This is a genomic window from Cupriavidus sp. BIC8F (assembly GCF_032465815.1).
In the GTDB taxonomy this organism is placed as follows: Bacteria; Pseudomonadota; Gammaproteobacteria; order Burkholderiales; family Burkholderiaceae; genus Cupriavidus; species Cupriavidus necator.
On sequence record NZ_CP136094.1, the window covers coordinates 2825581 to 2845286 of the forward strand.

Sequence of the window (19706 nt, forward strand, 5' to 3'; positions counted from 1 at the left end):
TGTCCTTGTGGTTCTGGTTCAGTTGAAACGCACGTACTCGAAATCCATCGGCTGTCGGTTGATGCCCACCGCCGGCGGCGCGATCCAGTTGGCGTACTTGCCCGGCTCCACCACGCGGCCCATCAGCGAGGCCACAAAGGCGCGGTCTTCATCGGTGGCCAGCCACTTGCGTTCGTTGGCCTTCCACTCGGCTTTGGAAATCAGCTGGCCCTCGGGCGAGACGTGCACATTGGCCAGCGTGCCGATCTTGCGGTTGAAGGCCTTGTGCGGCACGGTCAGGCGGAACGCGATGCCGGCCTTCTCGATGACCTTGTTCCAGCGCGCGACGCCGCCCATGCTGTCCTTGATGTAGTCATCGCGCAGCACTTCATTGAGCGCGTTGAGCATCGGCACCTCGCGCTCGCCCAGGTGGCCGTCGCGCACTTCCAGCACGCGGTAGACATCGCTCTTGAGCACGTGGTCGTCGGCGCGCTTGCCTTCCTCGAAGCGGCCCTTCAGGCCGGCGCTGTAGAAGGTGGCGGCGTTGGACGACTGGTCGGCCCCGAACAGGTCGATGGTGACGCTGTAGTGGAAGTTCAGATAGCGCTGGATGGTCTCCAGGTCGATCACTCCGGCGGCGCGCACTTCGGCGGGGTCTTCGATGCCGCGTTCGCGCATCACCTCGCAGGTGCGCTGGATCACGCGCGACACGCCCGATTCACCCACGAACATATGGTGCGCTTCCTCGGTCAGCATGAAGCGCGTGGTGCGTGCCAGCGGATCGAAGCCGGATTCGGCCAGCGCGCACAGCTGGAACTTGCCGTCGCGGTCGGTGAAGTAGGTGAACATGAAGAACGCCAGCCAGTCCGGCGTGCGCTCGTTGAAGGCACCGAGGATGCGCGGATTGTCCTGGTCGCCCGAGCGGCGCTCCAGCAGCGCCTCGGCTTCCTCGCGGCCGTCGCGGCCGAAATAGCGGTGCAGCAGGTACACCATTGCCCACAGGTGGCGGCCTTCCTCCACATTGACCTGGAACAGGTTGCGCAGGTCGTACAGGCTCGGCGCGGTCAGGCCCAGGTGGCGCTGCTGCTCGACCGAGGCGGGCTCGGTGTCGCCCTGCGTGACGATGATGCGGCGCAGGTTGGCGCGGTGCTCGCCCGGCACGTCCTGCCAGGCGGCTTCGCCCTTGTGCTCGCCGAAGTGGATCCTGCGCTCGGGGTCGGCCGGCTGCAGGAAAATGCCCCAGCGGTAGTCCGGCATCTTGACGTGGTCGAAATGCGCCCAGCCCGATGGATCGACCGACACCGCGGTGCGCAGGTAGACATCGAAGTTGTGCGAGCCGTCCGGCCCCATGTCGCGCCACCAGTCGAGGAACGCCGGTTGCCAGTGTTCCAGCGCGCGCTGCAGCGCGCGGTCGTCGGACAGGTTGACGTTGTTGGGGATCTTCTGGCTGTAGTCGATGCTCACGTGCTGTCTCCTTGTTGTCTGGCGGGGCCCGGGCGCTACACCCGGTCCCAGTCGAAGCGTGCCTTGTTGCCGCTGCCGAAGACCTTCAGCGCGCCGTTCTCGCCGACAGCGTTAGGGCGCTGGAAGATCCAGTTCTGCCACGCGGTCAGGCGGCCGAAGATGCGCGTTTCCATGGATTCGGCGCCGCCGAAGCGCAGGTTGGCTTCCATCCCGGTCAGTGCATCCGGCGACAGGCTGGCGCGTTCTTCCAGGGCGATGCGGATCTCGTCCTCCCAGTCGATATCGTCGGGCGCGGCCGTAATCAGCCCGAGCGAGTCGGCGCTGAGCGCATCCAGCGGCGCGCCGATATGCTCGCGCACCGCCGTAAGCGCGGCCTCGTCGCCATAGAAGCGCGCCGCCAGCCGGGTTTGCCCGTTGGGCATGGGGTAGTGGCCGAAGTTGAGCGCGGAGGCGAACACGCGCGGCGCGTCGTCCGGGGCGTCGGGCAGGTGCAGCATGTAACTGCGGTCGGCGGCCAGCGCCAGTTCCAGCAGCGTGCCGGCAAAGCAGGAATCGGCTTCGATCAGCGCGATCAGGCTGCGCGACGACACATCCAGCCGCGCCAGCGTGCGGCGCAGCATGCCGATGGTCTCGCGCACGAACCAGTGGCCGGCATGCCCCTGCAGCAGCGCATCGGCGGCCAGCACCGCGGCCGGGTCGCCATCGGTCTTGAGCACCCAGATGCCGATATCCAGGTGGTTGGCACGGAGCGTCAGGATGGCGTCGTCAAGCTCGCGCGCCATCTTCAGCGGCCACCATTGCGCGCCGGCCGCGACCACGCCGGCGAGATCCGCGGGCTGGTGCTTGTCGGGCCCGAATACGGTCAGCGTGGCCTTGCGTGCCGCGGGATCGACATGCACGCGCACGGTCTCGTAGCGGTAGCCATCGGGCTCGATGGTGCGCGACAGCGCTGTCAGCGTGATGCCGTGGTGGCCCTGTGGCCGGTCGCTGGTCGCCGCCAGCGCCGCCGCGCGCTCGGCGATGTAACCGGCAAAGCGCGCCGGCTTGACCACTTCGTCAACCAGCTTCCAGTCCTTGGCGCGCTGGCCGCGCACGCCTTCCGTGGTAGTGCAGAAGATGTCCGCGTGGTCGCGGCGCACGTGGCGCTTGTCGGTCACGCGCGTCAGGCCGCCGGTGCCGGGCAGCACGCCGAGCAGCGGCACCTCGGGCAGGCTTACCGCGGACGAGCGGTCATCGACCAGCACGATCTCGTCGCACGCCAGCGCCAGTTCATAGCCGCCGCCGGCAGTGGTGCCGTTGCAGGCGGCGATGAACTTCAGCCCCGAGTGCCGGCTGGCATCCTCGATGGCATTGCGGGTCTCGTTGGTGAACTTGCAGAAGTTGACCTTCCACGCATGCGACGACAGCCCCAGCATGAAGATATTGGCGCCCGAGCAGAAGATGCGCTCGCGCGCGCTGGTCAGCACCACAGTGCGCACTTCGGGGTGTTCGAAGCGGATGCGCTGCAGTGCGTCGTGCAGTTCGATATCGACGCCAAGGTCGTAGGAATTGAGTTTCAGCGCGTAGCCGGGGCGCAGTCCGCCGTCCTCGTCGACGTCCATCGCCAGCGTGGCGACGGGGCCGTCGAAACTCAGTTTCCAGTGGCGGTACTGGTCGGGATGGCGCTCGAAGGTGACGGGTGCGGGCGCGTCTGACGAGGCGGCTGCCTGGTCAGGGCGCAGTGGGGCGGTTGCCGGCGCGGACATGGCTGTCTCCTGAGTGCACTATAGTGCCTTGCGGCTTTTGATGAAATATAGTGCATGGAGACGGCCGGCGCAATGTCTTTGTCGGCCGCGCGCGGCCAGGGGTAGTCAGGCGCCGGCGGCCTGGAGCTGCGCTCGCAACTGTTGCAGCGAGGTGGCGGCGTCCTTGCCGCTGGTGTCGATTGAGATATCGGCGCGGTCATAGAGCGGCGCGCGTGCCTGCAGGATGCGGCGCAGGTCGGCCATGGCCTCGCGGTTGCCTTCCATCGGCCGCATGTCACCCTGGGCCACCACGCGCGCCATGTGCTCCTCCGGCGAGGTGCGCACCCAGATGGTGTAGCACTGCGACAGCAGCAGGTTGAAGGTGGCGGGTTCAGAGACCAGGCTGCCCGGCGTGGCCAGCACCAGGCGGTCGTGCTCGCGCAGGGTGCGCTCCAGTGCGCGCATCTCGTAGCGGCGATAAGCCGCCTGGCCGTAGAGCGAGTGGATTTCCGACAGGCTGGCGCCGGCTTCCTGCTCGATCACGGTGTTCAGTTCGACAAAGGGCACGTCCCTGGCCGCAGCCAGCGCGCGGCCCAGGGTCGACTTGCCGGCGCCGCGCAGGCCGATCAGCGCGATGCGGCGGTGGCGCGCATCGCCGGACTCTGCGGGGGCCAGTGCATGGCGGCAGGCTTCACGCACGCTCGCCAGGTCGCCCGCGGGCAACTGCGCCAGCCATTGCACCATCTGCGCAAACGCGGTGGCCTGCTCGCCGTTCAGGCCGTCCACTTCGGCCAGCACCACCGGCAGCGGCACGTCGAGCGCGTGCGCCACCTGGCGCAGCAGCAGCACTGACGCATTGCCGGTGCCGGTTTCCAGGTTGGCCAGGTAGCGTTCGGACACGCCGGCGCCGCGCGCCAGGTCCTTGCGCGACATGCCGCGCGAGGCGCGCAGCGAGCGGATGCGCTCGCCCAGCAGCGTCAGGTAGGGGTCGCGCTCGGCGTTGGCGGCTGCGGCGGGCGCATCCCCGGCAGGGCGCGTGTCGGCATGGGTCTCGTTGGCGGGCAGCGGGGCGGGATCGCGGCGCATGGTGGTGGTTTTGGGTTGGCCGGCAGAAAAAGCAAGGGCGCATTATACGAGCAGCCTTGGTGCGCCAAGTGGCGCGGCAGGCAGTCGGTTCGATAAAGCCTGTCCTATAGTGCATCCCCTCGCTTGCATAATAGTTGATATGAAATAAAATGCATCAACAAGCGGATGCCGGCATGCACATTGGCGGAAATCGGCAAACAGAACAGCGACTGGACTGACGCTGGCGCGGCGCCCGTGGCCCGCGGCGCGACACCAAGGAGTGGAGACAATGACGCCCCCCAATACCGCCGCCGGCATGCTAGCGGCAGCATCGCCCGTGCCGCCGGCTGTTCCACCCGCTACCGATGGCGTGGCGGCACTGCCCACCCGCTACAACGCCGCCGAGGACCTGCTGTCGCGCAATCTCGAGGCAGGGCGCGGGGGCAAGACTGCCTACATCGACGACACCACCTCGCTGACTTATGCCGAGCTCGATGCCCGCGCCCGCCGCTTTGCCGGTGCGCTGCGAGACGCGGGCTTCCGCCAGGAAGAGCGGCTGCTGCTGTGCGCGCTCGATACCATTGATTTCCCCACGGTATTTCTCGGCTGCCTGCTGGCGGGCGTGGTGCCGGTGGCGGTCAATACCCTGCTGACCGCGGACGATTACGCCTACATGCTTGGCCACAGCGGCGCGCGCGCCGTGGTGGTGTCGGAGCCGCTGCTGCCGGTAATGAAGGCCGCCATCGAGAAGAGCGGGCTGGCGCCGATGGTGATCCAGGCGGCGCCGCATGCCGATGGCGCGCCGGCGTGCAGTGTGGGCGCGATGCTGGCGCGCACGCGTTCTCCCGCGCAGACCGTGCGCAGCGGCCCGGACGACATGGCGTTCTGGCTGTATTCGTCGGGCTCGACCGGACGGCCCAAGGGCACCGTTCACACGCATGGCAACCTGTTCCATACGGCTGACCTGTATGCCCGCCAGGTGCTGGGCATCCGCGAGGACGACGTGGTGTTCTCGGCCGCCAAGCTGTTCTTTGCCTACGGGCTGGGCAATGCGCTGACCTTTCCGATGTCGGTCGGCGCCACCACCGTGCTGATGGCCGAGCGGCCCACGCCGGCGGCCGTGTTCAGGCGGCTGCGCGAGCAGCGGCCCACGGTGTTCTGCGGCGTGCCCACGCTGTTTGCGGGCATGTTGGCGGCGCCTGAGTTGCCGCCGCGCGCCGAGGTGGCGTTGCGTGTATGCACCTCCGCCGGCGAGGCCCTGCCGCGCGATATCGGCGAACGCTTCCTGGCGCATTTCGGCTGCGACATCCTGGATGGCATCGGCTCGACCGAGATGCTGCATATCTTCCTGTCGAACCGGCCGGGTGAGGTGCGCTATGGCACCACCGGCAAGCCGGTGCCAGGCTACGCGCTTAAGCTGCTGGACGAGCGCGGCGAGCCGTGCGCGCCCGGCGAGATCGGCGATCTCTATATCAAGGGCCCCAGTGCCGCGCTGATGTACTGGTGCAACCGCGACAAGAGTCGCGATACCTTTGTCGGCGAATGGACGCGCAGCGGCGACAAGTACCTGTGCGATGCCGATGGCTACTACACCTATGCCGGCCGCAGCGACGACATGCTCAAGGTCGGCGGCATCTACGTGTCGCCGTTCGAGGTCGAGGCCGCGCTGGCGCAGCACCCGGCCGTGCTGGAGGCGGCGGTGATCGGCGTCACGGATGCCGACGAACTGGTCAAGCCCAAGGCCTTTGTCGTGCTGCGTCCCGGCCAGCAATGGCATGACGGCATGGCGGCGGAACTGCAGGCCTTTATCAAGTCGCGCCTCGCGCCGTACAAGTACCCGCGCCAGATCGAATGCGTGCCCGAACTGCCCAAGACCGCGACCGGCAAGATCCAGCGCTTCCGCCTGCGCCAGCGCGAGCAAGCCGCGCGGGAGGCGGCGCAATGAAGCGCCCGTAGCTTCTGGACATTCCTTCTGAACCGATGCAAGACAACAACGTGCCCATGCAAAGCAGCCTGGTGGAAATTTCCTTCGACAACCGCCGTATCCGGATCGAGTACCAGTGGCTGCGGCCTGAACGCGCGCAGCGCCCGCTGGTGGTGTTCCTGCATGAGGGGCTGGGCTCGGTCAGCATGTGGCGCGATTTTCCGCGCGAATTTTGCGAGGCCGGCGACTTTCGCGGCCTGGTTTTCTCGCGCTACGGCTACGGACGTTCGACGCCGCGGCCGCACGACGAAAAATGGCGTCCCGACTTCATGCATCGCCAGGCACGCGAGGCGCTTCCCGTATTGTTCGACGCACTCGACATCGGTCCCGGCCGCGCGCACGGCATGCCCTGGCTGCTGGGCCACAGCGACGGCGGCTCGATCGCGCTGATCCACGCCGCCAGCTTTCCACAGGCGGTTGCCGGCATCACCGTGCTGGCGCCGCATATCATGGTCGAAGACCTGTCGGTGCGCAGCATCGCGGGCACGCGCCAGGCCTACCTGGACACCGACCTGCGCCAGCGGCTGGCGCGCCATCATGACGACGTCGATTCGGCCTTCTGGGGCTGGAACGATATCTGGCTCGACCCCGAATTCCGCCAGTGGGACCTGCGTCCGCTCCTGTCCGGGCTGCGCTGTCCGGTGCTGGCGGTGCAGGGCGAGGACGACGAGTACGGCACCATGGCGCAGATCGAGGGTATCCATCGATATGCCCCCCAGACCACCTTGCTTAAACTCGCGCGATGCGGGCATTCGCCACACCGGGACCAAAAAGAACCGTTGACGCTGGCTGCCGTTCGGCATATAAATCTGCATACTTCAAACCTAAAATAATTCGGCTTCCCGCCTGTTGCGAAGGGTCCTCACGGTGCATGCGCCAGCGCGGGACACAGCAAGGGCAGGGGTGACCGGCAACGGTCCAGCGAGCCACCGGCTTGACCACCAGGAGACACCATGCGTCGCTTCACCTCGCGCAGGCTTGCGCCTGCCTGCCTTGCCGTCGCCACCGTCTTTGCCATGGCCGGCGCGTCCGCGCAGCCTGCGGCCCCCGCACCCGCTGCGCCAGGGGGAAAGATCAAGGTCGGCTTCATGCTGCCGTACACCGGCACCTATGCGGCCCTGGGTACGGCCATCGAGAACGGCTTCCGCATGTATGTGCAGCAGCAGGGCGGCAAGCTTGGCGGACGCGACATCGAGTACTTCAAGGTCGACGATGAATCCGATCCGGCCAAGGCGCCGGAGAACGCCACCAAGCTGGTCAAGCGCGACCAGGTCGACGTGGTGGTCGGCACGGTGCATTCGGGCGTGCAGATGGGCATCGTCAAGGTGGCCAAGGAGAACAACACGCTGCTGATCATTCCCAATGCCGGCGTGGACGAGGCAACGGGTCCGCTGTGCGGCCCCAACATCTTCCGCACCTCATTCTCGAACTGGCAGCCGGGCTACGCCATGGGCCAGGTGCTGGGCGAGCGCGGCCTGAAGAAGGTGGTGACGCTGACCTGGAAGTACGCCGCTGGCGAACAGTCGGTGAAGGGCTTCAAGGAAGCGTTCGAGGCCAAGGGCGGCAAGGTGGTGAAGGAACTGAACCTGCCGTTCCCCAATGTCGAGTTCCAGGCGCTGATTACCGAAGTGGCGTCGCTCAAGCCTGACGCCGTGTTCGTGTTCTTCGCCGGCGGCGGCGCGGTCAAGTTCGTCAAGGACTGGGCTGCGGCAGGGCTCAAGGACAAGATCCCGCTGTACGGCTCGGGCTTCCTGACCGATGGCACGCTCGAAGCACAGGGCAATGCCGCGCAGGGCCTGGAAACCACGCTGCACTACGCCGATGGCCTGACCAACCCGCGCGACAAGAACTTCCGCCTGGACTACGCCAAGACCTACAAGCTGCAGCCCGACGTGTACGCAGTGCAGGGCTACGATGCCGCCCAGCTGCTGGCAGCCGGCGCCACGGCGGTGAAGGGCGACATGACGCGCAAGGCTGACCTGTACAAGGCCATGGGCGCGGCCAGGATCGACAGCCCGCGCGGCGCCTTCACGCTGTCCAAGGCGCATAACCCGGTGCAGGACTTCTATCTGCGCAAGGTCGACGGGCGCGAGAACAAGGTCAGCTCGGTAGCCGTCAAGGCACTGGCCGACCCGGCCCGCGGCTGCCGCCTCTGATCGGCTCTTCCGGAGCAGCCTGATACCGCGCCTTCGTCCTCCAGGGACAGGTGCGGTGGCGGCTGACGCAACATGGATATCGTCTCCTTCCTGATCCAGTGCCTGAACAGCGTGCAGTACGGCCTGCTGCTGTTCCTGGTGGCCAGCGGCCTGACGCTGATCTTCGGCATCATGGGCGTGATCAACCTCGCCCACGGCAGCTTCTACATGCTGGGCGCCTACCTGGCCTTCACGCTCGCCGGCCTGACCGGCAACCTGTTTATCGCCATCCCGCTCGGCATCGTGCTGGCGGTGGCATTCGGCTATGTGCTGGAGTGGGCCTTCTTCAGCTACCTGTATGAGCGCGACCACCTGCAGCAGGTGCTGATGACCTACGGGCTGATCCTGGTGTTCGAGGAGTTGCGCAGCATCCTGGTCGGCGATGACGTGCACGGCGTGCAGGTGCCGGCGCTGCTGGACGGCGCGTTGGCGATCGGCAACGACATGACCTATCCGGTGTACCGCCTCTTTATCTCCGCGATATGCCTGGTGGTTGCCCTGGCGATGTACTACGTGATCCGGCGCACCCGGCTGGGCATGATGATCCGCGCCGGCGCCACCAACCGCGAGATGGTGCAGTCGCTGGGCATCAACATCACGGTGCTGTACCGTTTCGTGTTCGCGCTGGGCGTGGCGCTGGCAGTGCTGGCCGGCATGATCGCTGCGCCGGTGTCGTCGGTCTATCCGGGCATGGGCGCGCAGGTGCTGATCGTCTGCTTCGTGGTGGTGGTGATCGGCGGCATCGGCTCGGTCAAGGGCGCGCTGGTGGCGTCGCTGCTGCTGGGCTTCGTCGATACCTTCGGCAAGGTGTTCTGGCAGGAGGCGGCCGGCGTGCTGATCTACCTGCTGATGGCGATGATCCTGCTGTGGAAGCCGCAGGGGCTGTTCAAGGCAGGATGACATGAACCCGACGACATTGCCGGCGCGCCGGCACTCCTTCCGCAATGCCACGCTGGCCACCGGGCTGGGCTGGCTGGTGGCGTTCGCGGTGCTGGCGGCACTGCCGCTGCTGCTGACCGCGGACAGCAACAAGTTCTACATCGAGCTGCTCAGCAAGGTGATGATCATGGCGATCTTCGCGCTGTCGCTGCAGCTGCTGATCGGCTACACCGGGCTGGTCAGCCTGGGCCATGCCGCGTACTTCGCCATGGCGGCGTATGCCACCGCAATTCTGGCGCCGCAGGCCGGCCCGGGCAACGGCTGGCTGCTGCTGGCGGGTGCGCTGGCCGCATCCGCGCTGCTGGCGCTGGTGGTGGGGGCGCTGGTGCTGCGCACCCGCGGCGTGTATTTCATCATGGTAACGCTGGCGTTCGCGCAGATGGTGTATTTCGTCTTCCACGACACCAAGATCGCGGGCGGCAGCGACGGCACCTATATCTACTTCCGGCCGGAATTCCCGGTGCCTGGCGAGCACCTGCTGACGGTCAACGATCCCACGCATTTCTACTGGCTGGTATGGCTCGGGCTGGTGCTGACGGTGGCGGTGCTGGCGTTGGTGCTGCGCTCGCGCTTTGGGCACGCGCTGGTCGGCATCCGCCACAACGAGCAGCGCATGCGCGCGGCCGGCTATGCCACCTACCGCTACCAGCTTGGCGCTTTTGTCGCGGGCGGGCTGCTGGCGGGGCTGGCCGGGTTTCTGTATGCGATCCAGTTTGGCTTCGTCAATCCGGAGATCGCGTCGTGGCACCAGTCCGGCAACGCCATGCTGATGGTGATCCTGGGCGGCGTGGGCAGCCTGGCCGGCGCGGTGCTGGGCGCGTTCTCGTTCGTGCTGCTGGCCGAGTGGTTCAGCACCCTGACCAAGCACTGGCAGCTGCTGATGGGGGGCTTCATCATCGTCGCGGTGGCGCTGTTGCCCCGCGGGCTGGTCAGCCTGCCGTCGGTGCTGCGGCACGGACGCCGCGGACGCCGCAATGGCGATGCCGGCACCGGCACGGATGAGGCCGCGGGCACTGCGGACAGCCGCCGCGAAGGACGCCGCAATACGGAGGCCGCATGACATCGCAAGGAACCCCGATCCTGCAGGCGCAGCAACTGACCCGGCGCTTCGGCGGCCTGACCGCCGTGGCGGGCGTCGACCTGTCGCTGGCGCTGCATGAGATCCATGCCGTGATCGGCACCAACGGCGCGGGCAAGTCCACGCTGATCAACATGCTGTCCGGCGAACTGCCGCCGTCGTCCGGCCGGCTGCACCTGAAGGGCGAGGACGTGACCGGCTGGTCGCAGCCGCGGCTGGCGCGCCATGGGGTGGGGCGCAGCTACCAGCGCAACAATATCTTCCTGCCGCTGACGGTGCGCGAAAACTGCCGGCTGGCCGCGCAATCGCGCGCGCAGCGGGCGTGGCGGCTGTGGGAAAGCGCCCAGGGCTGCCGTACCAGCGCCACGCTGGCCGACGAGGCCCTGGAGCGGGCCGGCCTAGCACCGCTGGCGGACCGGCTTGCCAGCGACCTGGCGCATGGCCAGAAGCGCCAGCTGGAGGTGGCGATGTGCCTGGCCACGCAGCCGGTCGCATTGCTGCTGGACGAGCCGCTGGCCGGCATGGGCGCGGAAGAGTCGGCGCGGATGCTGGCGCTGCTGCGCGGCCTGCGCGAGGGCCACGCCATCCTGCTGGTCGAGCATGACATGGACGCGGTGTTCTCGGTCGCCGACCGCATCACCGTGATGGTCAACGGCGCCGTGATTGCCACGGGCAGCCCCGAGGCGATCCGGACCAACCATGAGGTCCAGGTCGCTTACCTGGGCGAGGAAGAGAGCGAGGCCGCATGAATGCCCCGATGATCGAAGCCACCGGCATCAACGCCTGGTATGGCTCCAGCCACGTGCTGCGCGACGTCGACTTCACCGTCGGCGTGGGCGAAACGGTCGGGCTGCTGGGCCGCAACGGCATGGGCAAGAGCACGCTGCTGCGCACGCTGCTGGGCCATGTGCGCCAGCGCCAGGGGCAGATCCGCGTGGCCGGCCGCGACGTTTCGCGCGCGCAGCCGTTCGAGGTGGCGCGCCTGGGCGTGGCCTACGTGCCGGAGGGCCGCGGCATTTTTCCCAGCCTGTCGGTGCGTGAAAACCTGCTGATGGCCGCGCGCAAGGGCTGCAACGGCCGCAACGACTGGGACGAGGCGCGCGTGCTCGACCTGTTCCCGCGGCTGAAGGAGCGCCTGTCCCATGGCGGCCAGCAGCTGTCCGGGGGCGAGCAGCAGATGCTGTCCATCGGCCGCGCGCTGATGACCAATCCCGACTGCCTGGTGCTGGACGAGGCCACCGAAGGGCTGGCCCCGCGCATCGTGCGCGAGATCTGGGCGGTCATAGCCACCGTGCGCGGCACCGGCATCGCCTCGGTCGTGGTTGACCGCAATTTCCGCTCGGTGCTGGCGCACGCCGACCGCGCCGTGGTGCTGGAAAAGGGCCGGGTGGTGATGGCCGGCCCCGCATCGGACCTCGCCGGCAAGCCCGAAGCACTGGACCGCTATCTCGGTGTTTGACGTTTAGTGCCTCATAAGGCGCTTTTGTTGCCCTGCCGCAACGCCACTTGCGGGCGCAAGGACACGCTGCTTTGCTCTCCCGGGGCTTGACCATCCGCCGCTTCCCTCCCATCCTTGCGAAGTCACGAAAGCGGCATCCCCTTTTGCCGCAGTGGTCGATAGTCGGCAGTTCATCTAGAATTGCGCGCGTTTGTGCAATGCAATAGAAAAAGTAAGCGGACCCGCAGCCACTGCGTCAGGACCGGGTCGCCGGATAGGCATCAACCGCCCGCGAGCCCGGTCAATCAGACCAATACTCATGACCCAATCCGCAACAACCAGTCATTATTTTGTCGAAAGCCCCAGTACGCGGGCGCTGATCGTGGGAGCGATCGGTGTCGTCTTCGGCGATATCGGCACCAGCCCGCTTTACGCGCTCAAGGAATGCTTCAGCCAGGAACACGGCATTCCGTTCAGCCCTGATGCCGTGCTTGGCATCATCTCGATGCTGTTCTGGGCGATGATCATCGTCGTTTCGCTCAAGTACGTGATGTTCGTGATGCGCGCCGATAACGACGGCGAAGGCGGCGTGCTGGCTCTGATGGCGCTGGCGCTGCGCACAGCGGCACCGCGTTCGCGCATGGCGCGCCTGCTGATGATGCTGGGCATCTTTGGTGCCTGCATGTTCTATGGCGATGCGGTCATTACGCCGGCAATCTCGGTGCTGTCGGCGGTGGAAGGGCTGGAGATCGCCGCGCCGGGCCTGTCGCAATTCGTCATTCCGATCACGCTGGTCATCCTGTGTGCGCTGTTCTTCATCCAGCGCAGCGGCACGCATGCCGTGGGCAAGCTGTTCGGCCCGATCATGGTTGCGTGGTTCATCGCGCTTGGTGCGCTGGGGCTGCTGCACCTGGTGAATGCGCCGGGCATCCTTCTGGCAGTCAGCCCGCACTATGCGGTCAGCTTCCTGATGGAGCATTCGCTGCAGGCCTTCGTCGTGCTGGGTTCGGTGTTCCTGGTGCTGACCGGTGCCGAGGCCCTGTACGCGGACATGGGCCACTTCGGCGCGCGCCCGATCCGCTATGGGTGGTTCCTGCTGGTGATGCCCTGCCTGATGCTCAACTATTTTGGCCAGGGCGCGATGTTGCTGAACAATCCGGCAAACATCTCCAATCCCTTCTACCTGATGGTGCCGGACATGCTGCAGCTGCCGATGGTGCTGCTGGCGACCGCCGCCACTGTGATTGCTTCGCAGGCCGTGATCTCGGGAGCCTTCTCGCTGACCAGCCAGGCCATCCAGCTTGGGTTCGTGCCGCGCATGCGCATCCGCTATACCTCTGCAGCGGAAATCGGCCAGATCTATCTGCCGGTGATCAACTGGATCCTGCTGGTACTGGTGGTGATCGTGGTGGTGGCGTTCAAGAAATCTGAGAACCTGGCGGCTGCCTACGGTATTGCCGTGACGACGACCATGGTGATCACGACCTTCCTGGCGGCGGTCGTGATGCGTAATGTCTGGAAGTGGCATCCGGTGCTGGTCACGCTGATCGGCCTGTCATTCCTGCTAGTCGACCTGGCGTTCTTCTCGGCCAACCTGCTGAAGATCGCCGAAGGCGGCTGGTTCCCGCTGTTGATGGGCGCTACGGCCTTCTTCCTGCTGATGACCTGGTACAGCGGCCGCAAGCTGCTGCGCGCGCGCAGCCTGGAAGATGGCATCCCGCTCGAGCCCTTTATCGCCGGGCTGCTGGCGCACCCGCCGCACCGCGTCGAGGGCACTGCAGTGTTCCTGACCGGCAATACCGAGTCCGTGCCGGTATCACTGCTGCACAACCTGAAGCACAACCGCGTGCTGCATGAGCGCGTGGTGTTCCTGACCTTCGTCACGCGCGATATCCCCTACGTGGACGACAACCATCGCGTGAGCAGCAAGGACCTCGGCGGCGGCGTCTTTATCCTGAAATCCGAATACGGCTTCAAGGAGACGCCCGATGTGCAGAAGGTGCTGGACCTGGCCGACCGCAAGCTTGGCATGCACTTCGAGCTGATGGAGACCTCGTTCTTCATCGCCCGCGAATCGGTGATTCCGTCCAAGCTGCCGGGCATGCCGATGTGGCGCGAGAGCCTGTTCGCCTGGATGCACCAGAACGGCGCCAAGCCGTCGGACTTCTTCCAGATCCCGGCCAACCGGGTGGTGGAGCTGGGCACCAAGGTCGAGATCTGAACGCGCGGGCCCAGGCGCCCGCTTTCGTCGAATTCGGCAACCCCCGGACGCGCCGCCAGGCGATCCGGGGGTTTTGCTTTCTGCCCGGTTTGCGCCGCCTGCCTGCCATACGCCACCCGCAGCCCGGCCCTCGGGGCGCTTGTCCCGGGAAGTCGCGCGTTGCGGACCCCGACCTGGGACACCGGCCTCATGCGTGCACACCGCCCCCGGCCAGACAATGCAACCCTCAGCTTGTCACTGACCGCCTTCATGGCGGTCCCTTCCAGAAGGAGGCTGTGCCATGTGCGCGTTGCAGCAGTGGTCTCGCCAGTCCAGCCGGCATGCCGACAGTATCCGTCGCATCCGTCGGCTGCGAGCGGCGCTGCCGCTGTCGCTGCCATCGCTGCTGCCGGCGCTCCTGCTGCTCTACGTCTTCTGTCTTTCACATGCGAACTGGGAATCGTGCCTCGCCTCACTGCGTGAGCTGAATCACGATCACGGCGCGCCGGCGCGCGAGCTGGGACGCGCGTTGTCGCTGGCGCGCTCCCTGCGCGGACGCCAGGCTCCGGATCCGGCTGCCTGGCACGCCGCGGTGCAGCTGGCCGCCGACCGGGGGCCGGCGTGCCTGGCGGCACTCGGGCGCGGTCCGGCGCGGCTGCTGCCGTCGCTGGCGGCGCTGTTCGCGATGCTCGCATGGCTGCACTGACGCAGGGCGGCCGCTTTTCCCTTTCCCGCATCCGCATACCACTGATCCAGGGGTCAGGCGCTGCGCCGCTGCCATGATGGGATGGCAGCCGGCTTGCGCCAGGCAACGGCTGGCACGGCTCGAGGCGATCCCGTGCGGCCCGTGCCGTTTCGTAGCCGATCGCCCACATGAGGCGTGCCGTCGCGGCAAGCGCCGCCGGCATCCCTGTTGGAGATAGCAATGCACAAGATTCTTGCCAAGACCCTGCTTGCCGCTGCCGCACTCGCCGCCGGGTTCAGTCATGCCGCCCACGCCGGTGCGTATGGCGAAGCACTGGCCGCCGCCGTGCCGCGCCACAACGCGCAGCGCGACGCCTTCACGGACGGCGCGCGCAGTCCGGCCGCCGAGGCCGCGATGCGGCCCGTGGTGGCGCGCGGCAGCATGTCAGTGTGCATGGTCCGAGGCTTTGATCCGAACCGGGATGCGATGCGCAAGCCTGATCCCTACACGGATGGCGCGCGCATGGGGCGCTTCGATCCCTTTACCGAGGGGACGCGTATCAGTTCTCGCGATGGTTTCACCGACGGCGCGCGCAGCGATGCACGCGGCAGCGAGGAATGCCTGTCCTGAGTGACCGACAGCGCTTTGGCGCCACCCATCCTTTGCCTAAGCTAGGGGAGTCACGCGGCGCGCCCGCATGGCAGCCGCGGCCCGCGGCTGCCGGCAGGCCGTCCCAGCACCGCGCGGCCCCGACATGCCGATGTTCAAGCAGCAGCTCCGCCTGTGCACCAGTCGTGACGGCGTTCGCCTTGCGTACGCCATCACGGGCAGCGGCGCGCCGCTGGTCAAGGCGGCCAACTGGATGAGCCACCTGGAGTTCGACGTCGGCAGCCCGGTGTGGAGCCACATGATCACGGCGCTGTCCGCCACGCATACGCTGATCCGCTATGACGAGCGCGGCTGCGGGCTGTCTGACCGGGATATCGAGGACCTGTCCTTCGATGCGTGGCTGCGCGACCTGGAAACCATCGTCGACGCCACCGGGGTGGACCATTTTCCGTTGCTGGGCATCTCGCAGGGCGCGTCGATTGCCGTCGCCTACGCGGTCGCGCATCCCGAGCGGGTCAGTCATCTGGTGCTGCACGGTGGCTACGCGCGGGGGCGCCTGAAGCGCGACAACCTGAGCCAGCGCCTGCTGGAAGAGGCCGAGCTGATGAACAAGCTCGCCGAGCTTGGCTGGGGCCAGGAGAATCCGGCTTTCCGCCAGTTCTTCACCACCCAGTTCATTCCCGGCGGCACGGCCGAGCAGCATGCATGGTTCAATGAACTGGAGCGGGTTTCGACCTCGCCGCTGAATGCGGCGCGCTTCATGCGCGTTTTCAATGAGATCGACGTGGTGGCGCTGCTGCCCCAGGTATCGTGCCCGACACTGGTGCTGCACGCGGTGCGCGATGCGCGCGTGCCGTTCGACGAAGGGCGCCTGATCGCCAGCGAGATTCCCGGCGCGCGCTTCGTGCCGCTGGAAAGCGGCAATCACCTGTTGCTGGAAACCGAGCCCGCATGGCTGCGCTGGCTGGACGAGGTGCGCGCCTTCCTGCCGGCTGGGGAGCCAGTGCGCGACCCAGCCTTCACCGCGCTGACCCGGCGCGAGCGCGATATCGTCGAACTGATCGCGCAGGGCCGCGACAACGCCCAGATCGCCGCGCATCTCGACCTGTGCGAAAAGACCGTGCGCAACCACATCACCAGCATCTTCGCCAAGCTGGAAGTGGAAAACCGCGCGCAGGCGATCGTGCTGGCGCGCAAGGCCGGCTTTGACCGCACCGGTGCCTGAGCCGGCGGGGCCAGGACTTCAGCCCTGGTTCACCAGGATGCGCGCGTCGCTCACGTGCCCGCGATACGCCTCGAAGATGCGGCGCAGCGCCGCTTCCATGTTGATCCCGGGCTTCCAGCCCAGCTCTTCGATGGTGTTGTCGATCTTCGGCACGCGGTGCTGCACGTCCTGGTATCCCTTGCCGTAGAAGTCGCCCGACGAGGTCTCGATGATCTGCGTCTTGCGCGCTTCGTCAGCGTATTCCGGGTAGTCGGCGGCCATCTTCAGCATCATCTCGGCCAGCTCGCGCACCGAGTGGATATTGCCCGGGTTGCCGATGTTGTAGATCTTGCCGCTGGCCACGCCGTTGGGGTTCTCGATGATGCGCATCAGCGCGTCGATGCCGTCGGCGATATCGGCAAAGGCGCGCTGCTGGGCGCCGCCATCGACCAGCTTGATCGGCTCGCCGCGCACGATATGGCCGAGGAACTGCGTCACCACGCGCGACGAGCCTTCCTTCGATTCGAAGATCGAATCCAGCCCCGCGCCGATCCAGTTGAACGGGCGGAACAGGGTGTAGTTCAGGCCTTGCTCCATGCCGTAGGCGTGGATCACGCGGTCCATCAGCTGCTTGGAGCAGGCGTAGATCCAGCGCGGCTTGTTGATCGGGCCGTAGACCAGCGGCGAGGCGTCGGGGTCGAACTCTTCGTCGCTGCACATGCCGTAGACCTCGGAGGTCGACGGGAACACCAGGTGCTTGCCGTACTTGACCGCGGCGCGCACGATCGGCAGGTTGGCCTCGAAGTCCAGCTCGAACACGCGCAGCGGCTGGCGCACGTAGGTGGCCGGGGTGGCGATGGCCACCAGCGGCAGCACCACGTCGCACTTGCGGATGTTGTACTCGATCCACTCCTTGTTGATGGTGATGTCACCCTCGAAGAAGTGCATGCGCGGGTGGTCGACGAGGTCGCCGAGGCGGTCCGACGACATGTCCATGCCGTAGACCTCCCACGGCGTGGTTTCCAGGATGCGGCGCGTCAGGTGGTGGCCGATGAAGCCGTTGACGCCGAGGATCAGTACTTTCTTGCCTTGCATTGCGTTTGACGATGGCATGGGAAAACGGAACTCGCTGGCGCGGCTAGCGCGCGCCAGCGATGGGGAAGTTGGCGACGGCCACGCGCCGCCAGTCGCGCGCGACCACATGCATCGGCACGCGCGCACTCAGCTCGGCAAAGGTCTGCGGCGACAGCAGCGCGACGGCGCGCGGACCGTGCAGCCAGGCATCGATAAAGGCATCGACGGTGGGCAGCCATTTCTGCGGCTCCTGTTCGGTGCCGAAGGTTAGTTCGTCGGCTCGCGCCACCATGGTGAGCGGATGGTGCAGGTAGAACGGCAGCGTATGGTCCAGCATGCCGACGCCATAGAGCGGCATGCCAGGCTCCAGTACGCGCGCGATCGGCGCCACCATGTCGATGCCCGACGCCGAGCGGCCGATGGTTTCGTGGCCGAGCAGGGCGGTGGAGAATGCCAGCAGCATCCCGAATGCATAGGCTGTAATACTGGCCATGCGCCCGTGCCGGCGCTGCAGCCACAGGCCCGCCACGGCGCTCAGCATCACCAGCGCGAACGCCAACGCCGCCCACACCGCATAGGCCCGGTACAGCGCATTGGGCGTGTTGTTGGAATCGAGCGTGGCCACGTAGGGGCTGGCCAGCAGCCCGATCGCGCCGACGACCAGCATCGCCCGCAACTGTCGGCGCCAGGCACGCTCGCCGGTCTGCACCAGCGCCGCACCCGCCAGCATCCCAAGCGCCGGGAACACCGGCAGGATATAGCCGGGGAGCTTGGATCCGGACAGGCTGAAGAAGACGAAAATCGACGCGGCCCACAGCGCCGCCATCAGGGCAGGCTGGAACGGCCGCGAACTGCCTGCGTCGGCGACGCCGGCACGTTGCCGGACGGCGCGCGCCATGCCGGGCACCAGCCCCAGCCATGGCAGGAAGCCACCGACCACCAGCGGCACGAAGTACCACAGCGCACCCTTGCGCGCATGCACGGTCGAGGTATAGCGCTGCCAGTGCTCGTGGATAAAGAAAAAGCGCAGGAATTCCGGGTTGCGCCGCGCCACCAGCCAGTACCACGGCACCGCCACCAGCAGCATCACCACGATGCCGGCCGGCACATGCAGCCTTCGCCACAGCGCCAGGTCGCGCGTCACGCAGGTATAGATCACCAGCACCAGGCCGGGCAGCGCCAGGCCGACCAGCCCCTTGGTCAGCACGGCCACGCCCATCGCGGCCCAGCACGCCAGCATCCAGTTGCGGCGCGCGGCGGGCGTTGCGGCCGGATGCTGGGCCAGCAGCATGCACGCCAGCACGCAGGCCATGACGCCGGACAGCGTCATGTCCAGCGTATTGAAATGCGCGGCGACGTTCCACATCGGTGCGGACGCCAGCACCAGACCCGTCAACAGTCCGGCGCGCGCGCCGAACCAGCGTGCCGCGGCCAGCATCGACACGCCCAGCCCGGCCATGCCGGCCAGCGCCACGCACAGCCTTGTCTGCCATTCGCCGACGCCGAACAGCGTGTACGACAGCGCCGTCACCCACATATGGAAGGGCGGTTTCTCGAAGTACTTCAGCGCGTTGTAGCGGATGGTGACCCAGTCGCCGCTGCTCAGCATCTCACGCGCGATCTCGGCATAGCGGCCCTCGTCGGGGCCGAGCAGGTGGCGCACGCCCAGCGTGCCGAACCAGACCAGCGCGAACGCCAGCGCCACCAGCGCCACCGTCAGGGCGGGCATGCCGGCGATGCGTGCGGCATGGCCGGGCTCGCCGGCCCGGGCGGCGTCAAGCCTGCGCACGGCGGCAGAGCGATTGGGACGTTGAGGCATGGCAGGAACGTCGTGGCCTGGAGGCGGGTGTGACGGCAAGGGCGGCGGTGGCTTGGGTAGGGTGCTGAGGCGGCGCTGCGCGGCAGCGCGGCCCGGCGGCATGGCCATGACAACGCCGGCTGGAGGTGCGGCGTTGACTCAGGCTGGGTCCTGGCGCGGAGAGGGCGAGAATAATGGGCAAACCTTAATGGCAGATTAAGCGGGCGCGCACATAATGCCCACGATGCGTTGCAGGCGCGATGCTGCACG

16 protein-coding genes are annotated in these 19706 nt (G+C 66.9%); 11 read left to right on the plus strand and 5 right to left on the minus strand.

Translation table 11 applies throughout. From position 1 onward, the window contains the following. Positions 1-18 precede the first annotated feature (18 nt). The 3 genes from boxB to RS901_RS13220 all read right to left on the minus strand — a co-directional run bounded on the left by boxB (position 19) and on the right by RS901_RS13220 (position 4253). Positions 19-1443, minus strand: coding sequence for a benzoyl-CoA 2,3-epoxidase subunit BoxB (gene boxB, locus RS901_RS13210; RefSeq protein ID WP_316149197.1), 1425 nt, complete (start codon positions 1441-1443; stop codon positions 19-21). 35 nt (positions 1444-1478) lie between these two features. Continuing rightward, entirely contained in the window at positions 1479-3188 is a 1710-nt protein-coding gene (gene boxC, locus RS901_RS13215) for a 2,3-epoxybenzoyl-CoA dihydrolase (RefSeq protein WP_316149198.1), read from the minus strand. Positions 3189-3293: 105 nt separating this feature from the next. Continuing rightward, positions 3294-4253, minus strand: coding sequence for a helix-turn-helix transcriptional regulator (locus RS901_RS13220; RefSeq protein WP_316149200.1), 960 nt, complete (start codon positions 4251-4253; stop codon positions 3294-3296). A 268-nt stretch (positions 4254-4521) separates the two neighbouring features. Here RS901_RS13220 and RS901_RS13225 point away from each other — a divergent pair, with 268 nt between their 5' ends. The 11 genes from RS901_RS13225 (at position 4522) to RS901_RS13275 (ending at position 16585) form a co-directional block, all read left to right on the plus strand. After that, positions 4522-6177 (plus strand): benzoate-CoA ligase family protein, encoded by a 1656-nt coding sequence (locus RS901_RS13225; protein ID WP_316149201.1) that lies wholly within the window; start codon positions 4522-4524, stop codon positions 6175-6177. Between the two features lie 35 nt (positions 6178-6212). Then, the gene (locus RS901_RS13230) at positions 6213-7049 is read left to right on the plus strand and encodes an alpha/beta hydrolase (protein ID WP_316149202.1); all 837 of its coding nucleotides are present in this window, start codon (positions 6213-6215) and stop codon (positions 7047-7049) included. Positions 7050-7169: 120 nt separating this feature from the next. Continuing rightward, the gene (locus RS901_RS13235) at positions 7170-8372 is read left to right on the plus strand and encodes an ABC transporter substrate-binding protein (RefSeq protein WP_013956428.1); all 1203 of its coding nucleotides are present in this window, start codon (positions 7170-7172) and stop codon (positions 8370-8372) included. A 72-nt stretch (positions 8373-8444) separates the two neighbouring features. Then, positions 8445-9311, plus strand: a complete 867-nt coding sequence (locus tag RS901_RS13240; RefSeq protein WP_316149205.1) for a branched-chain amino acid ABC transporter permease — start codon at positions 8445-8447, stop codon at positions 9309-9311. A 1-nt stretch (position 9312) separates the two neighbouring features. After that, entirely contained in the window at positions 9313-10410 is a 1098-nt protein-coding gene (locus RS901_RS13245) for a branched-chain amino acid ABC transporter permease (protein ID WP_316149206.1), read from the plus strand. Further along, positions 10407-11177, plus strand: a complete 771-nt coding sequence (locus tag RS901_RS13250; protein ID WP_114134773.1) for an ABC transporter ATP-binding protein — start codon at positions 10407-10409, stop codon at positions 11175-11177. The genes RS901_RS13245 and RS901_RS13250 overlap by 4 nt, the downstream gene beginning before the upstream one ends. Next, positions 11174-11887, plus strand: coding sequence for an ABC transporter ATP-binding protein (locus RS901_RS13255; protein ID WP_114134774.1), 714 nt, complete (start codon positions 11174-11176; stop codon positions 11885-11887). The genes RS901_RS13250 and RS901_RS13255 overlap by 4 nt, the downstream gene beginning before the upstream one ends. 298 nt (positions 11888-12185) lie before the next feature. Continuing rightward, on the plus strand, positions 12186-14087 hold the full coding sequence (locus RS901_RS13260) for a potassium transporter Kup (RefSeq protein WP_316149207.1): 1902 nt from the start codon (positions 12186-12188) through the stop codon (positions 14085-14087). 280 nt (positions 14088-14367) lie between these two features. Then, the gene (locus tag RS901_RS13265) at positions 14368-14772 is read left to right on the plus strand and encodes a hypothetical protein (protein ID WP_316149209.1); all 405 of its coding nucleotides are present in this window, start codon (positions 14368-14370) and stop codon (positions 14770-14772) included. 219 nt (positions 14773-14991) lie between these two features. After that, the gene (locus RS901_RS13270; RefSeq protein ID WP_316149210.1) at positions 14992-15381 is read left to right on the plus strand and encodes a hypothetical protein; all 390 of its coding nucleotides are present in this window, start codon (positions 14992-14994) and stop codon (positions 15379-15381) included. A gap of 67 nt (positions 15382-15448) precedes the next feature. Beyond that, a complete protein-coding gene (locus RS901_RS13275; protein WP_316149212.1) occupies positions 15449-16585 on the plus strand; it encodes an alpha/beta fold hydrolase in 1137 nt (378 codons plus the stop codon). Between the two features lie 18 nt (positions 16586-16603). Here RS901_RS13275 and RS901_RS13280 read toward each other — a convergent pair whose 3' ends face one another. Then, positions 16604-17659 carry a bifunctional UDP-4-keto-pentose/UDP-xylose synthase gene (locus RS901_RS13280; protein WP_316149213.1) on the minus strand — a complete coding sequence of 352 codons (1056 nt, stop codon included), beginning with the start codon at positions 17657-17659 and terminating at the stop codon, positions 16604-16606. A gap of 43 nt (positions 17660-17702) precedes the next feature. Next, positions 17703-19457, minus strand: coding sequence for a glycosyltransferase family 39 protein (locus RS901_RS13285; protein WP_316149214.1), 1755 nt, complete (start codon positions 19455-19457; stop codon positions 17703-17705). Between the last annotated feature and the right edge of the window lie 249 nt (positions 19458-19706).

Excerpts from the sequence above, each read along its gene's own strand:
- RS901_RS13245 (WP_316149206.1), top strand. The coding sequence starts at position 9,313 with ATGAACCCGACGACATTGCCGGCGCGCCGGCACTCCTTCCGCAATGCC.
- RS901_RS13265 (WP_316149209.1), top strand. The coding sequence starts at position 14,368 with ATGTGCGCGTTGCAGCAGTGGTCTCGCCAGTCCAGCCGGCATGCCGAC.
- RS901_RS13275 (WP_316149212.1), top strand. The coding sequence starts at position 15,449 with ATGGCAGCCGCGGCCCGCGGCTGCCGGCAGGCCGTCCCAGCACCGCGC.
- RS901_RS13270 (WP_316149210.1), top strand. The coding sequence starts at position 14,992 with ATGCACAAGATTCTTGCCAAGACCCTGCTTGCCGCTGCCGCACTCGCC.
- RS901_RS13260 (WP_316149207.1), top strand. The coding sequence starts at position 12,186 with ATGACCCAATCCGCAACAACCAGTCATTATTTTGTCGAAAGCCCCAGT.
- RS901_RS13220 (WP_316149200.1), bottom strand. The coding sequence starts at position 4,253 with ATGCGCCGCGATCCCGCCCCGCTGCCCGCCAACGAGACCCATGCCGAC.
- RS901_RS13240 (WP_316149205.1), top strand. The coding sequence starts at position 8,445 with ATGGATATCGTCTCCTTCCTGATCCAGTGCCTGAACAGCGTGCAGTAC.
- RS901_RS13285 (WP_316149214.1), bottom strand. The coding sequence starts at position 19,457 with ATGCCTCAACGTCCCAATCGCTCTGCCGCCGTGCGCAGGCTTGACGCC.
- RS901_RS13250 (WP_114134773.1), top strand. The coding sequence starts at position 10,407 with ATGACATCGCAAGGAACCCCGATCCTGCAGGCGCAGCAACTGACCCGG.
- RS901_RS13280 (WP_316149213.1), bottom strand. The coding sequence starts at position 17,659 with ATGCAAGGCAAGAAAGTACTGATCCTCGGCGTCAACGGCTTCATCGGC.
- RS901_RS13235 (WP_013956428.1), top strand. The coding sequence starts at position 7,170 with ATGCGTCGCTTCACCTCGCGCAGGCTTGCGCCTGCCTGCCTTGCCGTC.
- RS901_RS13225 (WP_316149201.1), top strand. The coding sequence starts at position 4,522 with ATGACGCCCCCCAATACCGCCGCCGGCATGCTAGCGGCAGCATCGCCC.
- boxC (WP_316149198.1), bottom strand. The coding sequence starts at position 3,188 with ATGTCCGCGCCGGCAACCGCCCCACTGCGCCCTGACCAGGCAGCCGCC.
- RS901_RS13230 (WP_316149202.1), top strand. The coding sequence starts at position 6,213 with ATGCAAGACAACAACGTGCCCATGCAAAGCAGCCTGGTGGAAATTTCC.
- RS901_RS13255 (WP_114134774.1), top strand. The coding sequence starts at position 11,174 with ATGAATGCCCCGATGATCGAAGCCACCGGCATCAACGCCTGGTATGGC.